Origin of the sequence: Streptomyces sp. NPDC005402 (genome assembly GCF_040606575.1) — a bacterium.
Taxonomy (GTDB): Bacteria; Actinomycetota; Actinomycetes; order Streptomycetales; family Streptomycetaceae; genus Streptomyces.
Window position 1 is genome coordinate 52,300 of sequence record NZ_JBEXFB010000014.1, and the last position, 24,137, is coordinate 76,436.

General features: G+C 70.8%; 23 protein-coding genes and 1 tRNA gene. 15 read left to right on the plus strand and 9 right to left on the minus strand.

What is annotated here, in order from left to right; all coding sequences use genetic code 11:
* The first annotated feature begins 9 nt into the window (after window positions 1–9).
* A complete protein-coding gene (locus tag ABZT02_RS26200; RefSeq protein WP_356021348.1) occupies window positions 10–1,392 on the plus strand; it encodes a PLP-dependent aminotransferase family protein in 1,383 nt (460 codons plus the stop codon).
* Window positions 1,393–1,402: 10 nt separating this feature from the next.
* Window positions 1,403–2,680: an MFS transporter gene (locus ABZT02_RS26205; RefSeq protein WP_356021350.1), complete on the plus strand. Its 1,278-nt coding sequence runs from the start codon at window positions 1,403–1,405 to the stop codon at window positions 2,678–2,680.
* A gap of 41 nt (window positions 2,681–2,721) precedes the next feature.
* Here the strand turns inward: ABZT02_RS26205 and ABZT02_RS26210 are convergent, their stop codons facing one another.
* The 3 genes from ABZT02_RS26210 to ABZT02_RS26220 form a co-directional block, all read right to left on the minus strand.
* Window positions 2,722–3,555: a triphosphoribosyl-dephospho-CoA synthase gene (locus ABZT02_RS26210; RefSeq protein ID WP_356021352.1), complete on the minus strand. Its 834-nt coding sequence runs from the start codon at window positions 3,553–3,555 to the stop codon at window positions 2,722–2,724.
* Between the two features lie 9 nt (window positions 3,556–3,564).
* Entirely contained in the window at window positions 3,565–4,503 is a 939-nt protein-coding gene (locus tag ABZT02_RS26215) for an intradiol ring-cleavage dioxygenase (RefSeq protein ID WP_356021355.1), read from the minus strand.
* Between the two features lie 96 nt (window positions 4,504–4,599).
* Window positions 4,600–5,040 carry an ATP-binding protein gene (locus tag ABZT02_RS26220; protein ID WP_356021357.1) on the minus strand — a complete coding sequence of 147 codons (441 nt, stop codon included), beginning with the start codon at window positions 5,038–5,040 and terminating at the stop codon, window positions 4,600–4,602.
* Window positions 5,041–5,270: 230 nt separating this feature from the next.
* Here ABZT02_RS26220 and ABZT02_RS26225 point away from each other — a divergent pair, with 230 nt between their 5' ends.
* The 9 genes from ABZT02_RS26225 (at window position 5,271) to ABZT02_RS26265 (ending at window position 15,015) form a co-directional block, all read left to right on the plus strand.
* Entirely contained in the window at window positions 5,271–6,110 is an 840-nt protein-coding gene (locus ABZT02_RS26225) for a hypothetical protein (RefSeq protein ID WP_356021360.1), read from the plus strand.
* A gap of 124 nt (window positions 6,111–6,234) precedes the next feature.
* A complete protein-coding gene (locus tag ABZT02_RS26230; protein ID WP_356021362.1) occupies window positions 6,235–6,972 on the plus strand; it encodes a YcnI family protein in 738 nt (245 codons plus the stop codon).
* 76 nt (window positions 6,973–7,048) lie between these two features.
* The gene (locus ABZT02_RS26235; protein ID WP_356021364.1) at window positions 7,049–7,708 is read left to right on the plus strand and encodes an SCO family protein; all 660 of its coding nucleotides are present in this window, start codon (window positions 7,049–7,051) and stop codon (window positions 7,706–7,708) included.
* Window positions 7,705–8,157, plus strand: a complete 453-nt coding sequence (locus ABZT02_RS26240) for a copper chaperone PCu(A)C (RefSeq protein WP_356021366.1) — start codon at window positions 7,705–7,707, stop codon at window positions 8,155–8,157. The genes ABZT02_RS26235 and ABZT02_RS26240 overlap by 4 nt, the downstream gene beginning before the upstream one ends.
* 13 nt (window positions 8,158–8,170) lie before the next feature.
* Complete coding sequence (locus ABZT02_RS26245) at window positions 8,171–10,120, plus strand: copper resistance protein CopC (protein WP_356021368.1); 1,950 nt, start codon at window positions 8,171–8,173, stop codon at window positions 10,118–10,120.
* 8 nt (window positions 10,121–10,128) lie between these two features.
* A complete protein-coding gene (gene efeB, locus ABZT02_RS26250; RefSeq protein ID WP_356021369.1) occupies window positions 10,129–11,406 on the plus strand; it encodes an iron uptake transporter deferrochelatase/peroxidase subunit in 1,278 nt (425 codons plus the stop codon).
* A 68-nt stretch (window positions 11,407–11,474) separates the two neighbouring features.
* Entirely contained in the window at window positions 11,475–12,407 is a 933-nt protein-coding gene (gene pheA, locus ABZT02_RS26255; RefSeq protein WP_356021370.1) for a prephenate dehydratase, read from the plus strand.
* A gap of 530 nt (window positions 12,408–12,937) precedes the next feature.
* On the plus strand, window positions 12,938–14,215 hold the full coding sequence (serS, locus tag ABZT02_RS26260) for a serine--tRNA ligase (protein WP_356021371.1): 1,278 nt from the start codon (window positions 12,938–12,940) through the stop codon (window positions 14,213–14,215).
* A complete protein-coding gene (locus ABZT02_RS26265) occupies window positions 14,212–15,015 on the plus strand; it encodes an HAD family hydrolase (protein WP_356021374.1) in 804 nt (267 codons plus the stop codon). The genes serS and ABZT02_RS26265 overlap by 4 nt, the downstream gene beginning before the upstream one ends.
* Before the next feature lie 240 nt (window positions 15,016–15,255).
* On the opposite strand, the gene ABZT02_RS26270 is transcribed toward ABZT02_RS26265, so the two are convergent.
* From ABZT02_RS26270 to ABZT02_RS26295, 6 genes are all read right to left on the minus strand, one after another.
* A tRNA-OTHER gene (locus tag ABZT02_RS26270) sits at window positions 15,256–15,361 on the minus strand.
* Between the two features lie 267 nt (window positions 15,362–15,628).
* The gene (locus ABZT02_RS26275) at window positions 15,629–15,826 is read right to left on the minus strand and encodes a hypothetical protein (RefSeq protein WP_356021376.1); all 198 of its coding nucleotides are present in this window, start codon (window positions 15,824–15,826) and stop codon (window positions 15,629–15,631) included.
* Between the two features lie 96 nt (window positions 15,827–15,922).
* Entirely contained in the window at window positions 15,923–16,642 is a 720-nt protein-coding gene (locus ABZT02_RS26280; RefSeq protein ID WP_356021378.1) for an ABC transporter permease, read from the minus strand.
* 11 nt (window positions 16,643–16,653) lie between these two features.
* Window positions 16,654–17,565 (minus strand): ABC transporter ATP-binding protein, encoded by a 912-nt coding sequence (locus ABZT02_RS26285; RefSeq protein WP_356021380.1) that lies wholly within the window; start codon window positions 17,563–17,565, stop codon window positions 16,654–16,656.
* A complete protein-coding gene (locus ABZT02_RS26290; RefSeq protein ID WP_356021382.1) occupies window positions 17,562–18,470 on the minus strand; it encodes an ABC transporter permease subunit in 909 nt (302 codons plus the stop codon). The genes ABZT02_RS26285 and ABZT02_RS26290 overlap by 4 nt, the downstream gene beginning before the upstream one ends.
* The gene (locus tag ABZT02_RS26295; protein WP_356021664.1) at window positions 18,460–19,425 is read right to left on the minus strand and encodes an ABC transporter ATP-binding protein; all 966 of its coding nucleotides are present in this window, start codon (window positions 19,423–19,425) and stop codon (window positions 18,460–18,462) included. The genes ABZT02_RS26290 and ABZT02_RS26295 overlap by 11 nt, the downstream gene beginning before the upstream one ends.
* 248 nt (window positions 19,426–19,673) lie before the next feature.
* Here ABZT02_RS26295 and ABZT02_RS26300 point away from each other — a divergent pair, with 248 nt between their 5' ends.
* From ABZT02_RS26300 to ABZT02_RS26315, 4 genes are read left to right on the plus strand one after another with little or no spacing between them, the layout of a single operon-like run.
* Window positions 19,674–20,516, plus strand: a complete 843-nt coding sequence (locus tag ABZT02_RS26300; protein WP_356021384.1) for a M24 family metallopeptidase — start codon at window positions 19,674–19,676, stop codon at window positions 20,514–20,516.
* Window positions 20,513–22,270 carry an SDR family oxidoreductase gene (locus ABZT02_RS26305; protein ID WP_356021386.1) on the plus strand — a complete coding sequence of 586 codons (1,758 nt, stop codon included), beginning with the start codon at window positions 20,513–20,515 and terminating at the stop codon, window positions 22,268–22,270. Before ABZT02_RS26300 ends, ABZT02_RS26305 begins: the two co-directional genes overlap by 4 nt.
* Window positions 22,267–23,136, plus strand: a complete 870-nt coding sequence (locus tag ABZT02_RS26310) for a metal-dependent hydrolase (RefSeq protein ID WP_356021388.1) — start codon at window positions 22,267–22,269, stop codon at window positions 23,134–23,136. Before ABZT02_RS26305 ends, ABZT02_RS26310 begins: the two co-directional genes overlap by 4 nt.
* Window positions 23,133–24,071 carry a MerR family transcriptional regulator gene (locus ABZT02_RS26315; protein WP_356021390.1) on the plus strand — a complete coding sequence of 313 codons (939 nt, stop codon included), beginning with the start codon at window positions 23,133–23,135 and terminating at the stop codon, window positions 24,069–24,071. The genes ABZT02_RS26310 and ABZT02_RS26315 overlap by 4 nt, the downstream gene beginning before the upstream one ends.
* The last annotated feature ends 66 nt before the right edge of the window (window positions 24,072–24,137 follow it).

A 24,137-nucleotide genomic window follows, 5' to 3' on the forward strand; every position in this document is an offset into this window, starting at 1 on the left:
GGGGGTTCGGTGGACCTGCATCTGGAGGCCGACCCCGTCGACGGGCGTCGTGCCGGGCTTGAGCGGGCCCTGCGCGACGCCGTGCGGGAGGGGCGGCTCGCTCCCGGCGCCCGGCTCCCCGCCACCCGGCGCCTCGCCGAGGAGCTGGGGGTGTCCCGGGGGACCGTGAAGGCGGCCTACGACCAGTTGGTCGCCGAGGGGTATCTGACCGCTCGGCAGGGATCGGGGACGGTCGTCGCTCCTCTGCCCGCCGCCGAAGCCGAACCGTCGCGGAGCGGTGCACGCGCGCGTGCACCGCTTTTCGATCTGCGGCCCGGGAGTCCGGACGTCGGCGCCTTTCCCGCCGCCGCCTGGCTCAAGGCCGTGCGGCGGGCCGTCGCCACCGCGCCGGTCTCCGCGTACGACTACGGCGATCCCCTGGGGCGTATCGAACTGCGGGTCGCGCTGGCGGAGTATCTCGGGCGGGCCCGTGGGGTCGTCGCCTCCCCCGAGCGGATCGTCGTCACGTCCGGGGCGGTGCAGGGGCTCGCGCTGCTCACGCGGGTTCTGGAGGGCGCAACCGTCGCCATGGAGGACCCCGGGCTGCCCTTCCACCGGGAGGTCGTCCGGCGGGCCGGTGGGCGGGTGGTGCCGGTGCCGGTCGACGAGCGGGGCGTCGAGGTCGACGGTCTCGGGGATCCCGCGGCCGTCGTCGTCACTCCGGCCCACCAGTATCCGACGGGCGTGACGCTGCATCCCTCGCGACGGCGTGCGCTGACCGACTGGGCACGCGCGCGTGGGGCGCTGGTCGTCGAGGACGACTACGACGGGGAGTTCCGCTACGACCGGCAGCCCGTCGGGGCGCTCCAGGGGATGGCTCCGGGGCAGGTCGTCTACCTGGGCACGGCGTCCAAGACGCTCGGGCCCGCGCTCCGGCTCGGCTGGATGGTGCTGCCGCCGCAGCTCGTCGGACCCGTCGCCGACGCCAAGCTGCACAGCGACCACAGCACCGAGGCCATCGGACAGCTCGCCCTCGCCGAGCTGATCCGCACTCACGCCTACGACCGTCACGTGCGCGCGTGCCGGCTCAGGTACCGGCGGCGCAGGGACCGGCTCGTGGAGCGGCTGGGGGCGCGGTGGCGGGTCCGGGGGATCGCGGCCGGGCTGCACGCGCTGGTCGAGGTCGGGGACGAGACGGCAGTGCTGGAACGGGCCGCGGACGAGGGGCTCGCGGTGGGGTCGCTCCGGGTGCACTGGCATGCGGCGGGCTCCCGCGAGGGGCTCGTCGTGGGATACGGGACTCCTCGGGAGGGGGCGTATCCCGGGGCGCTGGAGGCTCTGGTCCGGGTTCTGGAATTGGGCCACTCACAGGGGCCTCTATTGGGCCTGCCCAGCGGTCCACCGCGCTTCTAGTGTCGTTCGCATGACGAACTCACTCGTCCCGCCCGCGGGGCCGCAACGCGTCCTGGCGCTCGCCCAGTTGAGCAACTCCGTCGGGGACGGCGCCTATTACGTGACGTCGGCGCTGTACTTCACGCACGTCGTCGGGCTCGACCCCGCGCGCGTGGGGCTCGGTCTGACCGTCGGTTGGGCGGTCGGGTCAGTGGTGGGAGTGCCGCTCGGGCGGCTCGCGGACCGGCGCGGGGCGCGCGGTACGGCGGTGCTGCTGGCGCTGGCCACGGGGCTGGCCGTGGCGTCCTTCCTGGTGGTGCGGGACTTCGTGCCGTTCGTCCTGGCGGCCTGCGCCTACGCCTCCGCGCAGTCGGGGCTCGCCGCGGCCCGGCAGGCGCTGCTCGCGGGGCTGGTGTCCGCCGGGGAGCGGACCGGGCTGCTGGCCCACCTCCAGGCGACGCTCAACGCCGGGCTGGCCGTCGGCGCGGGGCTCGGCGGACTGGCGCTGCACGCCGGGACGCGGGCGGCGTATCTCGGGGTGTTCGCGGTGGACGCGGTGAGCTTCCTGGTGTGTGCGGGGCTGTTGCTGCGGCTGCCGTCGGTGGCGCCTGGCATGGCGGTGGAGAAGCGTCACGGCTCCGGAGTGCTGCGCGACCGGCCGTACGCCGTGATCACCCTGCTGAACACCGTCCTGCTGCTGCGGATGCCCCTGCTGAGCCTGGGGATTCCGCTGTGGATCGCCGAGCGGACCGCGGCTCCGACCTGGCTGGTCTCCGCGCTGTTCGTGCTCAACACCGGGGCGGTGATGGTGTTCCAGGTGCGGATGGCCCGCGGGGTGAGCGGGCTCGCGTCGGCCACACGCGTGGTGCGGCGGTCGGGGTGGGTCATGCTGGCGGCCTGCGCGGTGTTCGCGCTGTCCGCGGGGGCCTCGCCCTGGGTGGCCGTGGGGGCCCTGGTCGTCGGGGCAGTGCTTCAGGTGGTCGCCGAGATGGGGCAGTCGGCCGGGTCCTGGCAGCTCTCCTTCGACCTGGCTCCGGCCGATCGGGTCGGCGAGTACCAGGGGTTCTTCGGAACCGGGGTGACGGTGGCCCGGACACTGGGCCCGCTGGTGCTGACGACGCTGCTGATCGAGTGGGGCACGCCGGGGTGGCTGCTGCTCGGCGGAGCGACGCTCGTGGCGTCGTACGCGATGGGACCGGCGACCCGGCGGGCCGCGGGCCGTGTCTCGGAGACGGGCGCCGCGGGGAGGGACGCCCCGGGGAGGCGCGCTCCGGGGAGGGACGTCGAGGCGCCCGCGCTCGCCGACTGACCGGTGCTCGCCCTACTGACCGGTGCTCCAACCGACCGATGTCAGGGCGTCCTTGGGTCGGTCTTGACCGGAAGCACGTCCACGAACAGTGCCCCCGCGAGCAGTCCCGCGCTGCCGCGAGGGCTCCACGCACGCGCGTGGAGGTCCGCGTCGAGGGCTAACAGGGCCTCACGGCCCGCGTCGGTCGTCGTGCCGCCCGCCTCCAGGACGCCGCGGGCGCCCGCCTGGACGTGGCGGAGGCCCAACGGGCCCGCCGTGTAGAGGAGTTCGGTGTCCTGGAGGGTGGACATCACGGTGAGAAGGGCGTCCAGGCGGGCCTCGGACTCGTCGGCACCCGCCTTGCGGGAGGTCGCCAGCGCGTCCAACGCCCGCCGTACGTGCGGGAATCCGGCCCGCGCCTCGCCCCGGGCCCCCGCGGCGCCGTACTTCGCGGACACCGAGGAGCCCCGGGAGGCCCGGCGCGGGGCCCGTCTGTCGCTGTGCGCGGCGATCTTCTTGGCGCCCGCCGTCACGTCCTTCGACCGCGCGCCCGGTTGCAGCGCGGCCGCCGCGACCAGCAGACCCAAGGTCCACAGGGCGCCGCGATGGCCGCCGCCGGCCAGGCCCACCGAGTGCTCGGTGGACCGGCCGATCGCGCCCAGTTCCGCACGCAGCCCCGGGCTGGGCTCGCCGGTGCGGCGCGCGGCGGCGGCCATCGCCGCGAGGCCGGGCGCGAGTGCCCTGGCCGACCAGCGCAGGGAACAGTGGTCCTTGCGGGTGGCGCGGGCCCCGAGGTCGCGCGGGTCGGGCAGGCCCGGCTTGGGAGCCAGGGCCAGTTGACCGGTCAGCGCGTCCACGGCGGCCAGAGCCAGCGCCTCGTCCTCGCGGCTGCTCATGGCCGTACCTTACGAGGACGCGGAGGCCGAGGGACTGGCACTTTCGGACGGAGTGCCGCTCGGCGGTTCGCCCGACGGGGCACCGCTCGGAGGCGTGCCTCCCTCGCCGCCACCGCCGCTGCCCGCACCGGTGTTCTCGGCGTCCGGGTCGATGGCGAGGGCCAGGGCGCCCTTGTAGCCCTTGGACGGGTCGGCCTTGTGCACGGCCTTGAGGGTGAGCAGGCCGCCGGCGGCGCCACCGCCGTCGTAGACCATGTCGTCGTCGAGGGCGGTGTAGCTGCCGGAGTGCCGGGAGTAGGGCTCCAGGGCGAAGATCTCCTCGGCGATCGTGTCGTCGAAGAAGAGCTGGCCGGTGTAGTTGACCTTGCCGCCCTCGTAGGTGCCGTCCTCCTTCTCGCCGCCGGTGTGCACCTTCACGTGGATGTGGCAGGTGCGCGGGGTGTACCAGCCCGGGAAGATCGTCTCGAACTTCACGACCCCGTTGGCGTTCGCGATCTGGTAGCCGCGCAGATAGGTGTTGTCGTTCGCGGTCGAGCCGTCCTCGCTCTCCGCGGGCGCGGAGCCACCGGGGTTGGCGGTGGTGTAGCCGGAGTAGTAGCCCCAGGCGTCGCAGTGCCAGATCTCCACGGCCGCGCCCTTGACCGGGGTACAGCCGTCGGTGGCGTCCACCACGGTCAGCCGCAGCGTCAGCGGGACACCGCTCTTGCCCTCGGTGATGTCCTTTCTGACCAGCGCGCCGTCAAGGTAGTACGGCCCTTCGGTGACGCTCGACATGAGCGTCATGCAGGCGTCGGTGGCCGTCGTCTCGGTGGTGCTCGTGGTGTCGGTGGTGTCGGCGAAGGCCGACTGGTATCCGCCGACGGCGAGTCCGCCCGCCGCGACCGTTCCGCCCGTCACCGCGAGGGCGCGGCGCCGGGTTAGGCTGGAGTTCCTGTGGTTTCCCGTCATGGCCAGGAACCTAGGAACCCTGTCCGTCAGGACCGTGAGAGGACGCTGTGCGCGACCTGAGGATGCCGAAGAAGCCGAAGTCCTCGGTTCCGCGGGTCACACCGCCATCAGCGGTGCGTCCTTCCGCCACTTGAGGATCTTGTCGAAGCTGACTACGGCGCCACGGCCCGGCTTGTTGCCGATCTGGACGTGGTCGGCGAGTTCGTGGATGAGACAGAGGCCGCGGCCGTTCTCCGCCTCCATGGGGGTGGGGCGGGGCCGCACCGGCGGGAAGCCCGGGCCGGAGTCGGTGACCTCGATACGGCACTTCTCGCCGTCGAGGTAGGCGGTGACCCGGTAGGCCGCCGAGGAGTCCTGCGGTCCGCTCTCCCCGCCGTGCTCCACGGCGTTGGCGCAGGCCTCGCTGAGGGCGAGGGAGAGATCGTAGGAGACGTCCGGGTCGACGCCCGCGGTCTCCATGGTGCCGAGCAGCAGACGCCGGGCGAGCGGAACGCTCGCAGCCTCGCGCCGCAAATGGAGTGACCACCAGATGCTCATGCTCCAGCCTCCCGGCCGCGGCTCGACATACCGTTACGTATTGCCGCGCGTGCCCCGGTGTAAGCACATCGTTGACGTGATGCCGCCCATATGGGGGATGCATACGGAGCAACGGACGGTGTATGTGGGGCAGCTCGGGTCAGAAGTGACCTTCCGGTCGTACACCCCGTACGTCATCTTGTGGACCTGCCGTATGGCGCTCATAAGCCCAGTGCGATGATGAGCCCGCCATGACTGCCCCCCACGTGCGCTCCGGAGGGGATCTCCGGGTACTGCGGGCCGCGGTGTTCGCCGCGGTCTGCGTCGTGCTGGCCGCGGCCGGTCACTCGATCGCCTCCTGCGCCACGGTTCCGCTGTGGACGCTGGCCGCCGGGTTCATCGGGGCCGTTCTGGTCGTGGCACCTCTTGCCGGGCGCGAGCGCTCGCTGCCGGGGATCGCGACACTGCTCGCGGTCGGACAGACCGTGCTGCACGTGCTGTTCGGGCTCGGGCAGCACGGCACGACGGTGATGTCGGCGTCCATGTCGTCCATGTCGTCGATGTCGTCACCCGTGTCGTCGCAGTCGGCGTCCGACGCCACGCTGGTGCAGCAGGCCGCACGGCTGCTGTGCGGGACCACCGCCGCGGCGATCAGCCCGGCGCAGGCCCAGAAGGTCCTCACGGACGCCGGGCTCCACCCCGGCACGGGCGCCACCGCGGTGGACCACTCCGCGACCGCCATGACCGGCTCCTCCGTCTGGCCGTCCCTGCCGATGGTCCTCGGGCACGTCCTCGCGGCCGTCGCCGCCGGGTGGCTGCTGCGGCGCGGGGACCTGGCGCTGCTGCGGCTGGCCGAACTGTCCACCTGCTCGGCGCATTCGGTCGCGGAAGCGGCGCTCGTACGATCCCTGCGCGGGGCGCTCGCACTGGTGCGTGCCCTGCGTGCGGGGCTGCCGGGGGCTCCCGACGCCGGACCGCGCGCCCTGCCGACGGCGTCGCTCGCGCCGCCCCGACCGTGTAGCGCGGCACTCCGGCACACGGTGATCAGGCGCGGTCCGCCGGCCGCCGCAGGGCTCGTTCTCGCCGCCTGAAGCGACGCGACCACCGTTCCACTTCCCGAGGGACAGGGGATGGGGGGCCGCCGTCGTGCGGCACGCGCGTGTGCGCACGCGTATCCCTCTTCACCGGAATCCCTTTCGAAGCGGAGTGCTCTTCATGAAGGCTTCTCGTCTCGCCGCGGCCGGCGCCGTCGCCGCCACCGCCGTTGTCGTCCTCTCCTCGCCCGCCTTCGCGCACGTCAGCGTGGCCGCCGAGGGCACCGCCGCCAAGGGCGGTTACGCGGTCGTGGACTTCAAGGTCCCCAACGAGCGCGACAACGCCTCCACCACCAAGCTCGAGGTCACCTTCCCGACCGACCACCCGCTGGCTTCGGTCATGCCGGAGCCGATGCCGGGCTGGAAGATCCAGGTCACCAAGTCCAAGCTCGCCAAGCCGCTCGAACTGCACGGCGAGCAGATCACCGAGGCCGTCTCCAAGGTCACCTGGACCGCCACCGGCAAGGACAGCGGAATCCAGCCCGGCTACTTCGAGAAGTTCCCGGTCTCCGTCGGCGCCCTGCCCGAGGACGCCGACGAACTGGTCTTCAAGGCGATCCAGACGTACTCCAACAAGGAGGTCGTGCGCTGGATCGAGGTCCAGGAGGACGGCGGGGAGGAGCCCGAGACGCCGGCTCCCGTCCTCGCCCTGTCCGCGGCCTCCGAGGACGGACACCACGGCTCGACGGCCGCCGAGGAGGCGGACGACAAGACCGAGAACGCCGCCTCGACCACCGAGGCCGCCGCCGGAGACAGCAGTGACACCACCGCCCGCGTCCTCGGCGTGGTCGGCATCGTCGTCGGCGCTCTGGGCGTGGCCTACGGCGTGCTCGCCGGCCGCCGGCGCAGCGACGCCTGACCTGATTCGCGGGACGCGCGCCGGGGTCGTACGGCCCCGGCGCACACCGAAAAACTTACATCTGGGACATTTTGCTATGCGCAAGAAGACGTTCGCCGCGGCCGCGCTGATCGCCGCCGCCACCCTGACCCTCACCGCCTGCGGCAGCGGTGACGACAGCAGCAGCTCGCCCGTCTCGGTGGTCTCGGAGGAGGCCGGCTCCGACAAGGCGGCCACGGTCCTCGACCAGCCGTTCGAGAAGCCGGACCTGGTTCTCACCGACACCAAGGGCGAGAAGTACGACCTCCGCAAGGAGACGAAGGGCAAGCCGACGCTGATCTACTTCGGCTACACCCACTGCCCCGACATCTGCCCGCTGACGATGAACAACATCGCCGTCGCGAAGAAGCAGCTGCCCAAGTCCGAGCAGGACAAGCTGACCGTCGTGTTCGTCACCACCGACCCGGCCCGCGACACCCCCGCCGAGCTCGGCAAGTGGCTCAAGGGCATCGACACCACGTTCGTGGGCCTGACCGGCGACTTCGCCACCATCCAGGCGAGCGCCCGCACTCTCGGCATCTCCATCGAGCCGACCCACAAGGACAAGAAGACCGGCAAGACCGTCTCGGTGCACGGCACCCAGGTCGTCGCCTTCTCCCCGAAGACCGACGAGGGATACGTCCTGTACGGCGAGGACGCCACCGTCGACGACTACACCAAGGACCTGCCCCAGATCATCAAGGGACAGAACCCGTGAAGCGTTCGCCCACCGGGCTCGCCGTCCTGACGGGGGCGGCCCTGCTGCTGGCCGGCTGTTCGGATTCCGGCGGCTCCTCGGGAGGCCTCACCGTCTCCGGCGCCTACATCCCGCAGCCCGTCTCCGCCGACATGGCCGCCGGGTTCCTGACGATCTCCAACTCCGGCTCGTCGAAGGACGAGCTGACCTCCGTCACCAGCGACGACGGCGAAGTCACCCTGCACGAGACCACCGGCGGCGCGATGGAGGAGGTCTCCGGCCTCCCCGTCCCGGCCCACGGTCAACTCGTGTTCAAAAGCGGCGCCAACCATCTGATGTTCGACAAGCTGAAGAAGACTCCGAAGCAGGGTCAGACGGTCACCGTCGAACTGCACTTCGCCAAGTCCGACCCCGTCGTCGTGAAGATGCCGGTGAAGTCGGCGACCTACGTCCCGAAGACCGGACACTGAGGGAGGGATCACCTTGACGCAGACCATCGCCCCCCGCGTCCGGACCCTGGTACTGCTGCTCCTGGCCGCGTGCGGCCTGCTGCTGACCACGGCCGGGCCGGCCTCCGCGCACGCCGCGCTCACCGGCAGCGACCCCCAGCAGGGGGTGGTGGTCGACAAGGCGCCCGACCAGGTCTCGCTGACCTTCTCCGAGAAGGTCGCCCTGTCGAACGACTCGCTGCGCGTCCTCGACCCCAAGGGCAAGGCCGTCCAGCAGGGCAAGCCGTTCGAGGCCGGCGGCACGACGTACGGCGTGAAACTCCACAGCGGCCTGCCCGACGGCACCTACACCGTCACCTACCAGGTCGTCTCCGCCGACAGCCATCCCGTCGCCGGCGCCTACACCTTCTCCATCGGCGCCCCCTCGATCACCTCCGTCTCCGTCTCCGGGGACACGGCGGGCGGTGGGGTCGTCGGCTGGCTGTACGGCTTCGGGCGGTACATGTCGTACGCCGGCTTCATCGTCCTGGTCGGCGGCGCCGCCTTCGTGCTCGGCTGCTGGCAGCGCGGCGCCGGAGTACGGCCCATGCAGCGGCTCGTCGTCGGCGGCTGGCTCACGCTCACCTCGGCCACCCTGCTGCTGCTCCTCCTGCGCGGCTCCTACACGGGCTCCGGGAAGGTCGGCGACATCTTCGACCTGGACCTGCTCGGGAACGTGCTCCAGACCAAGGCGGGCGCGGCCCTCGTCTCCCGGCTGCTGCTGCTCGCGGCTGCGGCCCTGTTCATCTCCGTGCTCTTCGGGGCCTATGACAAGCGCGAGAACGAGGAGAAGCGGGACCTCACCTTCGGGCTCGCGATCGGCGGGACCGTCGTCGCGGCCGGGCTCGCGGCGAGCTGGGCGATGGCCGAGCACGCCTCGGTCGGTCTCCAGGCGGGCATCGCGATGCCCGTCGACGTCGTCCACCTGCTCGCCGTCGCCACCTGGCTCGGCGGACTGACCGCGCTGCTCGTCGCGCTGTACCGCTCCGACGCTCCGATCGAGTCGGCCGCCGTACGACGGTTCTCCCAGGTCGCCTTCGGCAGCGTCGTCGCGCTGGTGGCGACCGGCGTCTACCAGTCCTGGCGGCAGCTCGGCTCCTGGTCGGCGTTCACCGAGACCCGGTACGGACAGCTGCTGCTGGTCAAGATCGGGCTGGTGGCACTGCTGGTCGGCATCGCCTTCATCTCCCGGCGGTGGACGGCGCAGCTCGCCGACACCGTCGTACGGCAGGGCAAGCGGGCACCTCAGAAGGAGCGCGTGGCCGCGAATTCCTCCGGCTCCGGCAAGTCCAAGGGGGGCGCGGACTCCAAGGCGGCCGGATCCAAGGGCCCCGGCTCCAAGACCCCCGGTGATTCCAAGCGGGCCGCTCAGCTCGCCCGGCAGCAGGCCGCGATGGACACCGCGCGGCAGAAGCGGACACGGGACGCCGATCCGCACCGGTTCGGACTGCGCCGCTCGGTGCTCGCCGAGGCCGGGGTCGCGGTTGTCCTGCTGGCGGTCACGACCGTACTGACGCAGACCGAGCCCGGCCGTACGGAGGAGGACGCCAAGGCGGCCAAGGCGGCTTCCTCTTCCTCTTCTTCCTCCTCGTCGGCCGGGTCCGGGGCGGTGACTCTGGACATGTCCTTCGACACCGGCGGCACGGACGGCAAGGGTGTCGTGACGGTCGACTTCGACCCCGCGCGCGTGGGCGGCAACGAGATGCACGTCTACGTCCAGCGGTCCAACGGCCGAGCCTTCGACATCCCCGAGGTGAAGGTCGCCCTCACCCTGGAGGCCAAGAAGATCGGGCCGCTGGCCGTCACCCCCGACCGCATCGCCACGGGCCACTGGTCGGCGAGCAACGTGCAGATCCCCATGGCGGGCGACTGGAAGGTCGCCGTGACCGTACGGACCTCGGACATCGACCAGACGACCGTCTCCAAGAACGCGCAGATCGGCTGAACCGCACCATGGCTGAACAGTCCCCTCCCGTCGTCGACGAAGGCGCCTCCACCACGACGCGTCCCGCTCCGGGGCAGGGCATCTCACGCCGGGCCCTGCTCGGCACCGCCGGCGCCACCGGGCTCGTCCTCGGAGCGGCCGGCGGGGCCGCGGGGTACGCCGCCGCGCCCGCCGCGGCGACTCCGCTGACCTCGGTCGGCAGCGACGAGGTGATGTTTCACGGGAAACATCAGCCCGGCATCACCGAGGGCCTCCAGGCGCGCGGCCATCTCGTCGCCTTCGACCTGGCGGCGGGCGCGGGGCGCAAGGAGGCCGCCGCACTGCTGCGCCGCTGGTCGGAGACGGCTCGGAGGCTGATGGCGGGGGAGGCTTCCGGATCCCACGACACGGATGTGGCCCGCGACGCCGGGCCCTCCTCACTGACCCTGACCTTCGGCTTCGGACACAGCTTCTTCAGCCGCACCGGCCTGGAGAAGCAGCGGCCGGTCGCCCTCGACCCGCTCCCCGACTTCTCCTCCGACCAGCTCGACAAGGCCCGCAGCAACGGCGATCTGTGGGTGCAGATCGGTGCCGACGACGCCCTCGTCGCCTTCCACGCCCTGCGCGCGGTCCAGAAGGACGCGGGCAGCGCGGCGAAGGTCCGCTGGCAGATGAACGGCTTCAACCGCACACCGGGAGCCACGGCCCACCCCATGACGGCCCGCAACCTCATGGGCCAGTTGGACGGCACCCGCAATCCGAAGCCGGGCGAGCCCGACTTCGACCAGCGCGTCTTCGTCCCGGAATCCGGCACGCCCGCGTGGATGGCGAACGGCTCCTACGCGGTCGTACGACGGATCCGGATGCTGCTGGACGACTGGGAGAAGCTGTCCCTGGGGGCCCAGGAGGCCGTCATCGGGCGCCGGAAGGCGAACGGCGCGGCGCTGTCCGGGGGCACCGAGACGACGGCGATGGACCTGGAGAAGACGGACGCGAAGGGCAATCTGGCGGTGCCGATCAACGCGCACGCCCGGATCACCCGGCCCGATGAGAACGGGGGCGCGGCCATCCTGCGTCGCCCGTTCTCGTACCACGACGGCATCGACGCGGACGGGGCACCGGACGCGGGGCTGCTGTTCGTCTGCTGGCAGGCGGACCCGCTGCGCGGCTTCGTCCCGATCCAGCGCAAGCTGGACCGCGGGGACGCGCTCTCCCAGTACATCCGGCACGAGTCGAGCGGTCTGTTCGCGGTACCGGGTGGGGCGGCGGAGGGGGAGTACGTCGGGCAGGGGCTGCTGGAAGGGTGAGGTCACGCCGGTTCACCCGGTCGGAAGAGAAATGGGATCCCTTCCACAAGGGCCATTAGGGTGAGGTCATGCCAGCGAGCTATGCGTATCTCGGCCCTGAGGGCACCTTCACCGAAGTCGCACTGCGGACGCTTCCCGAGGCGGCGACCCGTGAGCTGATCCCGTACGTGTCGGTGCAGTCCGCGCTGGACGCGGTGCGCGCCGGTGAGGCCGAGGCCGCGTTCGTGCCGATCGAGAACTCCGTCGAGGGCGGCATCACCACCACCCTCGACGAACTGGTCGCGGGCGCCCCGCTGATGATCTACCGCGAGGTGCTGCTGTCGATCACCTTCGCGCTGCTGGTCAGGCCGGGCACCCAGCTCGCGGACATCAAGACGGTCTCCGCGCACCCGGCCGCCCAGCCGCAGGTGCGCAACTGGCTGAAGAAGCACCTCCCGGACGTCCACTGGGAGTCGGCCGCCTCGAACGCGGACGCCGCCCGGCTGGTCCGGGACGGGCAGTACGACGCGGCCTTCGCCGGCGAGTTCGCGGCCGCCCGGTACGGCCTCGAGGCGCTGGAGACCGGGATCCACGACGCCGAGAACGCGCAGACGCGGTTCGTGCTGGTCGGCCGCCCGGCCCGGCCCGCCGCCCCCACGGGGGCCGACAAGACCTCCGTCGTGCTGTGGCAGCGCGACGACCACCCGGGCGGACTGCGCGACCTGCTCGGCGAGTTCGCCGCCCGCGGTATCAACCTGATGCTGCTCCAGTCCCGGCCCACGGGCGCGGGCATCGGCAACTACTGCTTCTGCATCGACGCCGAGGGCCACATCACCGACCGCCGGGTGGCGGAGGCCCTGATGGGGCTGAAGCGGATCTGCCACGAGGTGCGTTTCCTCGGTTCGTACCCGCGTGCGGACAAGGAACTGGCGGACCTGCGAGCGCCGCTGACCGGCACCTCGGACGAGGAGTTCATGGCGGCCTCGGACTGGGTGGCCCGATGCCAGGACGGGCGATTCTGACCTGTCTTACCTGCAGATTTTAGTTATCCACAGAAGTTATCCACAGGTGCGCATCTCGATCTGGGGACAAGTCGACACCGAAGCGCGAACCTGTCGACAAATCGGCCTGCGGAGCCCTCCGGCGTTCACAGGCGCGCACATCACCCTTCGTCCATTCTTTTCCCTTGGATAACCCTTTGGAGTGACCACTTTCCACTCGAAAGTAGGGGTAAATGCGGGTTTGCGGCGGGAATCCTCGGCGTGATCCCCAAGTTTCAGAGTGATCAATTCCGAAATCCACAGATCCCCCGCACAGCCTGTGGATAACTTTTCGAGGGGTGTGGATCCCTGTGGACAACGGCGTACCAAGTCCCGCTCTCCGCAAGGGAGTCGAGTCAACCCGACTCCCCGCCCCTGCCTCGTCCCGGGGACCGGGGTGCTTTTCATTGACACGCTACGCAATTCACCCATAACGGTACGTAAGACGTGATTCGGCGCGGCTGGGAATAGTGAGTCGTGGGCCGTATCCCCGCACCGGTAGCCTTGACCGCGTGATTGACCTTCGCCTGCTCCGTGAGGACCCCGACCGAGTGCGCGCGTCCCAGCGCGCCCGTGGAGAGGACGTCGCCCTCGTCGACGCCCTCCTGTCTGCCGACGAGCGGCGCAGGTCGTCCGGCGTCCGCTTCGACGAGCTGCGTTCCGAGCAGAAGTCGCTCGGCAAGCTCATCCCCAAGGCCTCCGGAGACGAGAAGGCCGAGCTGCTGAAGAAGGCCGGCCAGCTGGCCGCCGACGTCAAGGCGGCCGACGCCGAGCAGCACGAGGCCGACGAGGAGACCAAGCGCCTCCTGCTCCAGCTCGGCAACCTCGTCCACCCCGACGTCCCCGTCGGCGGCGAGGAGGACTTCGTCGTCCTGGAGACGCACGGCACCATCCGCGACTTCGGTGCCGAGGGCTTCGAGCCCAAGGACCACCTGGAGCTCGGCGAGGCGCTGGGCGCCATCGACGTCGAGCGCGGTGCCAAGGTGTCCGGGTCGCGCTTCTACTACCTGACCGGCGTCGGCGCGCTCCTGGAGCTCGCGCTCGTCAACGCGGCGATCGCGCAGGCCACCGAGGCCGGCTTCACGCCGATGCTCACTCCCGCGCTGGTCCGCCCGCGCGCCATGGAGGGCACCGGCTTCCTCGGCCAGGCCGCGGAGAACGTCTACCACCTGGAGAAGGACGACTACTACCTGGTCGGCACCTCCGAGGTCCCGCTCGCCGCGTACCACATGGACGAGATCCTCGACGCCGACCAGCTGCCGCTGCGCTACGCCGGCTTCTCGCCGTGCTTCCGCCGCGAGGCCGGCACCTACGGCAAGGACACTCGGGGCATCTTCCGCGTGCACCAGTTCGACAAGGTCGAGATGTTCTCGTACGTCGCCCCCGAGGACGCGGAGAACGAGCACAAGCGGCTCCTGGACTGGGAGAAGCAGTGGCTCACCGGCCTCGAGCTGCCCTTCCAGGTCATCGACGTGGCCTCGGGCGACCTCGGCGCCTCGGCCTCCCGCAAGTTCGACTGCGAGGCGTGGATCCCGACCCAGGGCAAGTACCGCGAGCTGACCTCGGCCTCCAACTGCGACGGCTTCCAGGCCCGCCGGCTGTCCGTGCGTATGCGGGACGGCAAGAAGGTCCAGCCGCTGGCGACGCTCAACGGCACATTGTGCGCCGTGCCGCGCACCATCGTGGCGATTCTGGAGAACCACCAGCTGGCCGACGGCTCGGTGCGCGTTCCCGAGGTGCTGCGCCCCTACCTGGGCGGACGGGAACTGCTGGAGCCGGTCGCCAAGTGAGCAGTGGCCTTCCGTACCGGCTGATCGCGACCGACCTCGACGGGACGCTCCTGCGTTCCGACGAGTCGGTCTCGCGGCGCAGCCGTGACGCGCTCGCCGCGGCCACCGCGGCGGGCGCCGCCCACATCGTCGTGACGGGACGCGGGGTTCCCTGGACCCGGCACATCCTCGACGACCTCGGTTACGACGGTCTCGCGGTCTGCGGGCAGGGCGCGCAGGTGTACCACGCCGGTGAGCACCGTCTGCTGACGTCGGTGACGCTGGACCGGCAGCTGGCGGGTGTGGCCCTCGCGAAGATCGAGGCGGAGGTCGGTCCGCTGTACCTGGCCGCGAGCCGGGACGGACTGGACGGGGAGGTGCTGGTCGGCGCCGGATACGCGGTGACCGGCACACTGCCGTCGGTTCCGCTCACCGATGTCGCGGACCTGTGGGCCGCCCCGCTGAGCAAGATCTACGTACAGCATCCGAGGCTGTCGGACGACGAACTGGCCGAGGCCGCCCAGCGGGCCGCGGGCGGTTTCGTCACGGTCGCGATGGCGGGTGAGGGCATCGTCGAACTGCTGCCGCTGGGCCTGTCGAAGGCGACCGGTCTGTCCCTGGCGGCCCGTCGGCTGGGCCTGAAGGCCGCGGACACGATCGCCTTCGGCGACATGCCCAACGACATCCCGATGTTCGCCTGGGCGTCGTACGGCGTGGCGATGGCGGACGCGCACGAGGAACTCAAGGCGGTGGCCGACGAGGTGACGTCCTCCAACGAGGAGGACGGGATCGCGGTGGTGCTGGAGCGACTGCTCGGCTGACGGCTACGGGGCGTCCCCCCGGACCGGGAGCTCTTCGAAGGACAGCAGCGTGTGTACCGGTCCCAGGACCGCTTCGGCGGCGGGGCAGTGCTGGTCGACGATCGCGCTGTGACCGGCGGTGGTCCGGTGCGGTGGTCCCGGTGCGGTGGTCCGCTCGGTCTTGGCTCCGGGGAAAAGGCCCTCGCCCTTACGGACGGTCGGGCCCGAGAACCCCGGCCAGGTCCCAGTGACAACGTCTTGCGGAGGATGCACGAATCGAACGTGCGCGGGCTTTCCAGGCCCGACCTTGACTCGCTTCTGATGTGACACAGCGCAAGCCAGTGCCTTACCACTCGGCCAATCCTCCGGGTGGGCGGCCTCACGCGAGAGCGACATCGCGTGCTCGAAGCGGCCGCCCCGGGCAGTCCTACGGGTGGACTCGACGGTGGCGTAACTACACCGGAGTCCTCCGCGGACGGCCCCGACGGGAGCTGGACGTACTGTCGTGCATGGACATCGTCCGGCTCCTCTCCCAGAACGTGGCGCCGGACCGTCGTCCGGCGGGGTGGACACAACCACTGTGCCGGTACGACGAGTTGGGCGCCACCGATTAAATCCGGCCGTGTGTTCGAGGCTACCGGCGCCGCCACCGCCGTCGGCGCTTGCCGAAGAACCACCCGGCAGGTGGCTCGTCGGAGCGCCAGGGCTGCGGTTCGGGCTCCTCGTCACGCCAGCGCGCCGCCAGCATCCGGGCGCGGGCAGACGGCTCGGTCGTCCCGGCGGACCGTATGAAGTCCTCGTCCAGGACGAGGTCGTCCCAGTCGTCTGCCATTGCCCGTTCCCTTCGACGCGCAGCCGAACGTTCCCCTTGTCCAGTGTTCCCGGACAAAGATGAAGTCCCCGTCAATAAGCGGGACGTCAGGGGCGCTTACTCCTCGCCCGCCAGCTTCAGCGACCGCAGTTTCTGTCCCGCGTACCAGGTCGCGAGGACGGTCACCACGACCAGCAGCACCGTGGCCGTCGGCAGTCCGACGTCCGAGGTGACCAGGTCCCCGCCCGCGACCTTGTGGGCGACGGCCAGGGACCACTGCTGGACGCTCAGGGTCTTCGCCCCGGCGACCAGGGAGCCGAACAGGGCCTCCCAGACCAGCGCGTAGACGAGCCCGAAGACCACCGCGTGCCGGGACACCGTGCCGAGCAGCAGGAAGAGCGCCGCGTAGGCGATCGAGGAGACCAGTGCGGCCACCGTGTAGGCGACGGCGATCTGCTGGCCGTTGCCGTTGAGGATGAAGCCCGCGATCAGCGTCGGCAGGGCCGAGAACACCATCGTCACGGCGATCGCCACGATGAGCTTGGTGAAGATGATCGTCGGCCGCTTGATCGGCTTGGACAGCAGGTACACCACCGAGCCGTCGTCGATCTCCGGCCCGATCGCGCCGGTTCCCGCGATGACGCCGATGATCGGCACCATGGTGGCGAGCGCGAGCCCGCCCAGCAGGTCGGAGGCGGTCTGGTCGTCGGCGCCGACAAGGCCGCGCACGATCACGGAGATCAGGATCAGCAGCGCCGGCAGAGCGCCCAGGATGAGAGCCCGGCGGCGGCCGAGCAGGGCCCGGTAGGTGAGTCGGGCGACTGTGGGGTCGTACATCTTTCGGCCTCCTACGCCGCGACGAGATACGAGAAGACGGACTCGAGGGACTCGTCGGACGGCGAGACCGTGAGCAGCCGGATGCCGTGGTCGCGGGCGACCTTGGGCAACAGCGCGGTGAAGCGGCCGAAGTCGACGGCCTGGATGCGCAACGCGCCCTCCGTCAGGTCGACTTCGATGCCGGACGTCGACGGGTCGGCGATCAGCGCGGCCGCGAGGGCTCGGTCGTCGCTGGAACGCACCAGGTAGCGGTGCGGGCGGTCCGTCATCAGGCGGCGGATTTTGCGGAAGTCGCCGCTGGCCGCGTGCCGGCCCGCCACGACGACCTCGATGTGCCAGGCGAGCTGCTCGACCTCCTCGAGGATGTGCGAGGAGAACAGCACGGTGCGGCCCTCGTCGCCCATGCGCCGCAGCAGGTCCATGAGCTGCATGCGCTGGCGCGGGTCCATGCCGTTGAACGGCTCGTCGAGCAGGAGCAGCGAGGGGTCGTGGACCAGGGCGGACGCCATCTTGACGCGCTGGCGCATGCCCTTGGAGTACGTGGAGATCTTGCGGTCCTGCGCGTACTCCATCTCGACCGTGGCCAGCGCCTTCTGGGCGGCCTTCGCGCCGAGGCCGTGCAACTCGGCGTTGGCGACGACGAATTCGCGGCCGGTGAGGAAGTCGTACATCGCCTCGCGCTCGGGGACGATGCCGATGTGCCGGTAGATGGCCTCGTTGCGCCACACCTGCTGTCCGTCGAGGGTGACGGTGCCGGTGGAGGGGGCGAGGAAGCCGCCCATCATGTTGATGAGGGTGGACTTTCCGGCGCCGTTGGGGCCGAGGAGGCCGGTGACGCCGGGGCCGATCGTCATGGTGATGTCGTTGACGGCGACCACATTGCCGAACCAGCGGGAGACGTGGTCGATCTGGAGCGTGGTCACAGTCCCACCTTCTTGTAGCGGCGCAGCAGGAGGCCGTAACTGGCGGCGATCAGGCCCAGGGTGAGCAGGACGTAGACCACGCCCTGTCCGGTCGAGGGGCCGTGTCCGCCCGGGAGCGCCGCAGTCGCGCCCAGGAAGGCCGACTGCACACCGTCGATGAGCGTGACCGGCGAGAACAGGCCGATCCACGGGATGGCGCTGGTGCTGCCCTGGGCGTCGGCGATGGCCTGGAGGGTGGACACCGCGCCGTAGGAGATGGTCAGTACGGCGATCACGGCCGCGATGCCGAAGCCGCGGCGCGGGGTGACCGACGCGATCACCAGGCCGATACCGGCGAAGAGCAGCGAGAGCAGCGCCACGGAGACGAGTCCCTGCCCGAATCCCACGGTCTGGTCGGTGAAGTCCAGTTTGGCCAGCAGCGCGCCCACATAGAGCACGATCAGCGGAGCGGCGGTGAGGATGAACATCGCGGTGGCCAGCGCCGCGTACTTCGCGCGCACGTAGTCCGCGGTCTCGATGGGCCGCGAGAAGTACAGCGGCACGGTCTTGAAGCGCAGGTCGCGCGAGACGGACTGGGGCGCCTGCGAGGCGACGTACAGGCAGATCACGGACTGCATGATGATCGCGTAGCGGGTGTAGTCGACCGGCAGGTCGTTCGCCTTGGTGGCGACCGCTACGGCCACCATGATGGCCGCCGGCACGCACATCACCGCGAACAGCAGCATCGGCAGCACCTTGGACTTGACCGAGCGGCCGAGGCCGTAGGCGCCGCGCAGGGACTGCGAGTAGAGGGAGCGGGTGGCGTAGGAACGGCCGAGACGGGGGCCGTCGTAGGAGCGGTAGCCGATGTTGTGGATGCGGGACTGGTCACCCGAGGGGACGGTGACCGGGTGCTCAACTGCCATGGCCTACGGCCTCCTTTCGCTGCTCGTCCTCGTTCGTGAAGACTTCCGAGATGTGGTGCCTGCGCTGCTCCATGCGCACCAGGCCGAGCCCGAGGTCGGCGACGGTGTCCCGGACGACGTCGTAGGTCTCCTCGCCCTGCGCGGTCAGCAGCAGGATGTGGCCGGCGCCCGGCAGACCGCTCTGGGAGTCGAGGACCTCCACCCCGCGCGCGTGCAGTGCCTCGCGCACCGCGCGGGTGCCGTCCGGGTGCTCGTCGGTGTCGGTGACCTCGACCGCGAGGGTCGTCGTGATCTGGGTGAAGTCGGTGGTGGAGCTGGAGCGCAGGAGCTTGCCGCCGTCGATGACGACGACGTGGTCGCAGGTGCGTTCCAGCTCGCCCAGCAGGTGCGAGGTGACCAGGACCGAGATGCCGAAGTCGGTGTAGATACGGCGGATCAGGCCCAGCATGTCGTCGCGGCCGACCGGGTCGAGGCCGTTGGTCGGCTCGTCGAGGAAGACCAGCTGCGGGTCGTGCACCAGGGCCTGGGCGAGCTTGACGCGCTGCTTCATGCCGGTGGAGTAGCCGCCGATGGGGCGGTAGCGCTCCTCGTACAGGCCGACATGGCGCAGGGTGTCCGCGGTGCGCTCGCGCGCGGCGGTGGGCGGCAGACCGGACATGCGGGCCATGTGCACGACGAACTCGGTGGCCGAGACGTCGGGCGGCAGGCAGTCGTGCTCCGGCATGTAGCCGACCCGCTCGCGGATGGCGGCGCCCTTGGTCGCGACGTCGAGCCCGAGCACTTCGGCGCGGCCCTCGGTGGCGGGGGACAGACCCAGCAGGATCTTGATCATGGTGGACTTGCCGGCTCCGTTGGCGCCGACGAGTCCGGTAACACCGGGTCCGACGTCCAAGGAGAGCCGGTCAAGCGCGGTCACCCGGGGGAACCGCTTGCTCAGGCTTTCGGTCGCGATCACAGTCACATCCCCGACAGTAGTGACGCGGACCACTCAGGTCGTCACCCCTCAGAGCTGCATCCGCATCAGACTCCAGACGTACGGGCACCTAGGGGTCACCCTGAAGTCCAACAACCGGGCCTCCGTTTTCCACATCGGCGGGTTTTTCCACAGCCCTCCCGGGCCCTGTTGACGCAGCCTCCAATAACTGTCACATTCGCCAGTGTCACGTTACGGGCACGTACCGCAGTCGACGGGGACGAGGCGGCATGACGACGGCAGTGAACTGCGAACTCTCCACCCGGTTGCGGGGATTCCGGCAGGTCCAGCGACTCGCGTACGCATGCGCGGAGGCGGTCGCGGCCCGTCTGGAGCCCGGCGTGAGCGAGCGGCAGGCCGCCCGCATGCAGCGCGAGTGGCTGCGCGAGCGGGGCGTACGGGACTGGTTCCATCTGCCCTTCGCCTGGTTCGGGGACCGCACCGCGTTCACCGGTTTCCGCGTTCCGCTCCAGTTCTTCCCCACCGACCGCCGCCTGGAGCCCGGGATGCCGTTCATCCTGGACATGGCACCGGTGTACGAGGGATACACCGCGGACATCGGCTACTCCGGCTCGCTCGGCGTCAACCCCGTCCAGGACAGGCTGATGGCCGACCTGGAGGCACACCGCGAGCTGATCCTGCGCGAGGTCCGTGAGCGGCGGTCGCTGCGAGAGATCTACGAGGACGTGGACCGCCTCATGATCCGCCAGGGCTACGCCAACCGGCACCGCGCGTACCCCTTCGGCGTGATCGCCCACAAGGTCGACCAGGTCAAGCAGCGCCGCTGGTCACCCCACGTCCTCGGATTCGGCACCCAGTCCCTGAAGGGCCTGGCGGCCGACGCGCTGCACGGCCACCGTGAGGGCTGGTCGCCCCTGTGGTCGCCGTACCGCTTCTCCGACCACCCGCCGCGGCCGGGCCTGTGGGCGGTCGAACCCCACCTCGGATTCAGGGGCACGGGCGCGAAGTTCGAGGAGATCCTGGTCGTCACCGACTCCGCTGACCCCGAGCAGAGCGCCTTCTGGCTGGACGACGACCTGCCGCACGTGCGGCGCTGGGCGGAGGAGAAATGACCTTGCTCGAAGGTGCGCGCGAGCGCCGGGTACGCACCGGCGGCGTCGAACTGTGCGTGGCCGAACTGGGCGACCCGGGGCAGCCGACCGTCGTCCTGGTGCACGGCTACCCCGACAGCAAGGAGATCTGGTCCCAGGTCGCCTCCCGCCTCGCCGACCGCTTCCACGTCGTCCTCTACGACGTCCGCGGCCACGGCCGCTCCACGGCACCGAAGCCGCTGCGCGGCGGGTTCACCCTGGAGAAGCTGACGGACGACTTCCTGGCCGTCGCGGACGCCGTCAGCCCGGACCGGCCCGTGCACCTGGTCGGACACGACTGGGGCTCGGTACAGGCCTGGGAGTTCGTCACCGTCCGGCGCACCGAGGGCCGTATCGCCTCCTTCACCTCCATGTCCGGACCGTCCCTGGACCACTTCGGCCACTGGATCGCTGGCCGCCTCAGGCGCCCCACCCCCCGCCGGGTCGGCCAGCTCCTCGGCCAGGGCGCCAAGTCCTGGTACGTGTACGCGCTGCACACCCCCGCCCTGCCCGAACTGGCCTGGCGCGGCCCGCTCGGCAAGGCCTGGCCCCGCATGCTGGAGCGCGCCGAGAAGGTCCCCGCCGACGGCTACCCGACCTCCTCGCTGCCGGCCGACGCGGCCCACGGCGCCTGGCTGTACCGCGACAACGTCCGGACACGGTTGCGCCGGCCGCGCACCGACGCCTACGCACACGCGCCCGTGCAGCTCATCACGCCCCTGGGCGACGCGTTCCTCTCGGAGAAGCTCTACGACGGCCTGGAGCAGTGGGCGCCCCAGCTGACCCGGCGCACCCTGCCCGCCAAGCACTGGATCCCGCGCTCCCGGCCCGACCAGGTGTCGGCGTGGATCACGGAGTTCGTGACGTCCGTCGAGGGCGGCCGGACCACGGCGCAGGCGACCGGGAAGTACGCCGACCGGTTCGGCGGACAGCTCGTCCTCGTCACCGGCGCGGGCAGCGGCATCGGACGGGCCACCGCGTTCGCCTTCGCCGAGGCCGGCGCACGCGTGGTGGCCGTCGACCGGGACACCGAGTCCGCCGCCCGCACCGCCGAACTGTCCCGGCTGCTCGGCGCCCCCGAGGCCTGGGCGGAGACCGTCGACGTCTCCGACGAACAGGCCATGGAGAAACTCGCCGACAAGGTCGCCGCCGAGTACGGCGTGGTGGACGTCCTGGTCAACAACGCCGGCATCGGCCTCGGCGGCTCCTTCCTCGACACCACCACCGAGGACTGGAAGAAGGTCCTCGACGTCAACCTGTGGGGTGTCATCCACGGCTGCCGGCTCTTCGGGAAGCAGATGGCGGAGCGCGGACAGGGCGGCCACATCGTCAACACCGCCTCGGCGGCCGCCTACCAGCCCTCCAGGGCGCTGTCCGCCTACGGCACCTCCAAGGCCGCCGTCCTCATGCTCAGCGAGAGCCTGCGCGCGGAACTGGCGGGCCGGGGCATCGGGGTCTCGGCGATCTGCCCCGGCTTCGTCAACACCGGCATCACCTCCACCGCACGCTTCGCGGGCGTCGACGCCGACGAGGAGAAACGCCGCCAGAAGCGCACGGCCCGTCTCTACAAGTTGCGGAACTACCCGCCCGAAAAGGTCGCCGACGCGATCCTGAGAGCGGTCGTGCGCAACCAGGCCGTCGTACCGGTCACCCCCGAGGCCCGCGGCGCGCACGCGCTGGCCCGGTGGGCGCCCAAGGCACTCCGCGCGATCGCACGACTGGAGCCGCCGCAGTGAGCCACCACATCGCCCCGCGCCGGGTGGCCTTCGACTGGTCCCGCACGCCCCTGCACTGGATCCCCGGCGAGCCCACCGCCACCCACGTCATCAACGTGCTGCATCTGCTGCTGCCGGCGGGGGAGCGCTGGTTCGTGAAGGTCTTCAAGGAGGCCCTGCCGTTGATCACGGACCCCGAACTCCGTGCCGACGTCAAGGGGTTCATGGGCCAGGAGGCCACCCACAGCGTCCAGCACACGCACGTGCTGGACCACCTGGCGGCGCAGCGGCTCGACACCGCCGGCTTCACCAAGTACGTCGACTTCCTCTTCGAGCGGCTGCTCGGCGAGCGCCCACCGCTCAACGCGCCCGTCCCCGCGCGCGAGTGGCTGCGGTTCCGGTTGTCGGTCGTCGCCGCAGTCGAACAGTTCACGGCGGTGCTCGGCGACTGGGTCCTGGCCGCCGACGGCCTCGACCGGGCCGGCGCCGACGAGGTCATGCTCGACCTGCTGCGCTGGCACGGCGCCGAGGAGGTCGAACACCGCGCGGTCGCCTTCGACATGTACCAGCACTGCGGCGGCACCGGCGCACCCCGCTACACCCGTCGCGTCGTGGGCATGGCGGTGACCGCCCCGGTGATGCTGTACCTGTGCGTATGGGGAACGGCCTACCTGATGCGCCACGATCCACAGCTGGCCGGACGGCTGCGCTACTCCCTCAAGGAGCACCAGAAGGCCGTACGCAAGGGCCTGCTGCCGGCCTGGGGAGCGCTCGGTGCGGCCGTACCGCGCTATCTCCGGCGGACCTACCACCCCTCGCGGGAAGGGTCGTTGAGCCGTGCGGTGGAGTACCTGAAGCGGTCACCGGCGGCCCGGGCGGCCTCGTGAGCGACACCCCTGCCTACCGGATCGAGGACCTCGCCCACCTCAGCGGCGCCACCGTGCGCACCATCCGCGCCTACCAGGACCGAGGGCTGCTCCCCCGCCCCGAGCGCCGCGGCCGCGCCAACATCTACACCGAGACCCACCTCGCCCGGCTGCGGCAGATCGCCGACCTCCTCGACCGCGGCTACGGCCTGGCCTCCATCAAGGAGCTCCTGGAGGCCTACGACTCCGGCCGCGGTCTCGGCGGGATCCTCGGTCTTGTCGCCGAGGTCGACGGCCCGTGGACCGACGAGGAGGCCGTCCGGATCTCCCGCGCTGAACTGGACACACGCTTCGGCGGCATCCCCGACGAGGCAGCGGTCGCCGAGGCCGTGGAGCTCGGCGTACTGGAGCCGGTGCCCGGAGACGAGGACTCCTTCCTCGTGCCCAGCCCCCAAGAGCTCGCCGTGGCCGTCGAGTTGCACGCGGCCGGGGTTCCGCTCTCCGCGATCTCGGGCCACCTTCGGGAGTTGAGAGGACAGGTCGAGCACATCGCCGCCCGTTTCCTGGAGTTCACCACCGAGCACGTCTTCGCCCGCTATCTGGAGGGACCGCACCGGCCCTCCGACGCCGACGCCGCCGAAGCGGCCTCACTCGTACGACGGCTGCGACCCCTCGCCCAGCAGACCGTGGACGCCGAACTCGCGCGCGCGATGCGCTTGTTGGCGGTACGGCAGCTGCGACAGCACCTCGGTTCCGAGGAGGCGCGGGACGGGGGCCCGGCGTCACGTTCCGTGGCCGTGCCCGAGGAGACGATGCGGGCGGTGGAGGGGCTGGTTGGGGCGGAGCGGGTGGCGGAGTTCTTTGTGCTGGCGGCCGAACGGGAGGTACGGGCAAGGAAGTTGGATGCGCTCACGTCAAGTGAACGACCCCCAGTCGATCTTGACGAAGGGGGCTGACATGACAGGGAGTTGTCCACAGAAACGCCAAGTAACCTGTGGATAACTACAGTTGGTTGTGGATCA

Excerpts from the sequence above, each read along its gene's own strand:
- ABZT02_RS26305 (WP_356021386.1), top strand. The coding sequence starts at position 20,513 with ATGACCTTGCTCGAAGGTGCGCGCGAGCGCCGGGTACGCACCGGCGGC.
- ABZT02_RS26225 (WP_356021360.1), top strand. The coding sequence starts at position 5,271 with ATGACTGCCCCCCACGTGCGCTCCGGAGGGGATCTCCGGGTACTGCGG.
- ABZT02_RS26215 (WP_356021355.1), bottom strand. The coding sequence starts at position 4,503 with ATGACGGGAAACCACAGGAACTCCAGCCTAACCCGGCGCCGCGCCCTC.
- ABZT02_RS26205 (WP_356021350.1), top strand. The coding sequence starts at position 1,403 with ATGACGAACTCACTCGTCCCGCCCGCGGGGCCGCAACGCGTCCTGGCG.
- pheA (WP_356021370.1), top strand. The coding sequence starts at position 11,475 with ATGCCAGCGAGCTATGCGTATCTCGGCCCTGAGGGCACCTTCACCGAA.
- ABZT02_RS26280 (WP_356021378.1), bottom strand. The coding sequence starts at position 16,642 with ATGTACGACCCCACAGTCGCCCGACTCACCTACCGGGCCCTGCTCGGC.
- ABZT02_RS26220 (WP_356021357.1), bottom strand. The coding sequence starts at position 5,040 with ATGAGCATCTGGTGGTCACTCCATTTGCGGCGCGAGGCTGCGAGCGTT.
- efeB (WP_356021369.1), top strand. The coding sequence starts at position 10,129 with ATGGCTGAACAGTCCCCTCCCGTCGTCGACGAAGGCGCCTCCACCACG.
- ABZT02_RS26230 (WP_356021362.1), top strand. The coding sequence starts at position 6,235 with ATGAAGGCTTCTCGTCTCGCCGCGGCCGGCGCCGTCGCCGCCACCGCC.
- ABZT02_RS26300 (WP_356021384.1), top strand. The coding sequence starts at position 19,674 with ATGACGACGGCAGTGAACTGCGAACTCTCCACCCGGTTGCGGGGATTC.
- ABZT02_RS26210 (WP_356021352.1), bottom strand. The coding sequence starts at position 3,555 with ATGAGCAGCCGCGAGGACGAGGCGCTGGCTCTGGCCGCCGTGGACGCG.
- ABZT02_RS26235 (WP_356021364.1), top strand. The coding sequence starts at position 7,049 with ATGCGCAAGAAGACGTTCGCCGCGGCCGCGCTGATCGCCGCCGCCACC.
- ABZT02_RS26275 (WP_356021376.1), bottom strand. The coding sequence starts at position 15,826 with ATGGCAGACGACTGGGACGACCTCGTCCTGGACGAGGACTTCATACGG.
- ABZT02_RS26290 (WP_356021382.1), bottom strand. The coding sequence starts at position 18,470 with ATGGCAGTTGAGCACCCGGTCACCGTCCCCTCGGGTGACCAGTCCCGC.